We start from the raw sequence: 1,174 nt of genomic DNA on the forward strand, positions 1-1,174 counted from the left end.
CTAAAAGGGACTGTAACATACAGTCCCTTTAAAAATACTATTTATTAATTGACTCAAAATCCTCAAATAGATTAGTAAAAGTCAAATCAGGTTCGCTAAGTCCACTATGGTTAAATGTGGCAACTCCTTTTTGTCCAGGTTGATCTCTTTCAAGTGACCACATAGATAGTAATCCAATACCTTTTTTCTTAGCAAAATTCATTAAAATTTGAGCATCATTTTTTGTAAATACTTCGCTTTTATTAAAGTTTTGACCAAGCATAGGGGTAATACCTACCATTGTCCAAAGTTCTGTATCTGATTTAGATATATTATTTGAAGCGTAAGAACTCTTTAGTTGTTTAAATAAGTTATTCATAGCTTCAATTCCAAGTCTTCCTAGATCTCCAGATTTAGCAGGCTTATTAGGTAAATGATAATCACCGTACTCCATAGCCATGATATTAACGCCTGCTAATTTCACACCTTTATTAATAGCGTCTTGCATTACATTAAGACCATTGCTATCTAGTCCAGTAGGAAGCACAGGTAGTGTATACCAAACTTTTAGGTCTTTATATTTTGGATCTTTTTGTAATAGTACTAAAGCATCTGAACGTCGCTTTATAGATGCAGAATCAGCTACCCAAGTGCCTTCAATATCAAAATCAATGTATTTTAGTTTATAACTATCAATGATTTTTGCGTAAACATCTTTTAGTTCTTTGGCAGTAGATATAGAAGCAGCTAGAGGAGTATTGTTTGCACCTCCTAGAGATACCATTACTTCTCCGCCTTTTTTTCTTATTGCATTAATTTTTTCTTTTTGAAACTCCATATCATACACTGAGTATCCACCCCATGTTGGATTCTTTTTACCATCAGTAGAAGTAACAATAAAAGCCATTATAAAATTGTTAACACCATTTATGTTAGCCATATCAAATTTTGGATTCCATAAAGTTACATCTACATATGGAGCAAAAGCATGCTTAGGAAATTCATTTGCTGGCAACATATCACCATTTGAAGGTTCAGGCTTTGGCTCAGGCTTTGGTTCTGGTTCAGGCTTTGGCTCAGGCTTTGGTTCTGGTTCAGGTTTTGGCTCAGGCTTTGGTTCTGGCTTCGGTGTTGGCTTTGATGTTGAAGAAGAACCCCCAAAAGAAATATTATAAGGTTTATTATCCTTACCATC

The 1,174-nt window shown here is 34.6% G+C and carries 1 protein-coding gene; it reads right to left on the reverse strand.

The features are described from left to right. Window positions 1-37 precede the first annotated feature (37 nt). A partial coding sequence (locus tag P3X86_RS21230) for a chitinase (protein WP_483294740.1) occupies window positions 38-1,174 on the reverse strand: 1,137 nt, incomplete at its 5' end.

The sequence above is a fragment of the Abyssisolibacter sp. ZYX002 genome, assembly GCF_056892235.1.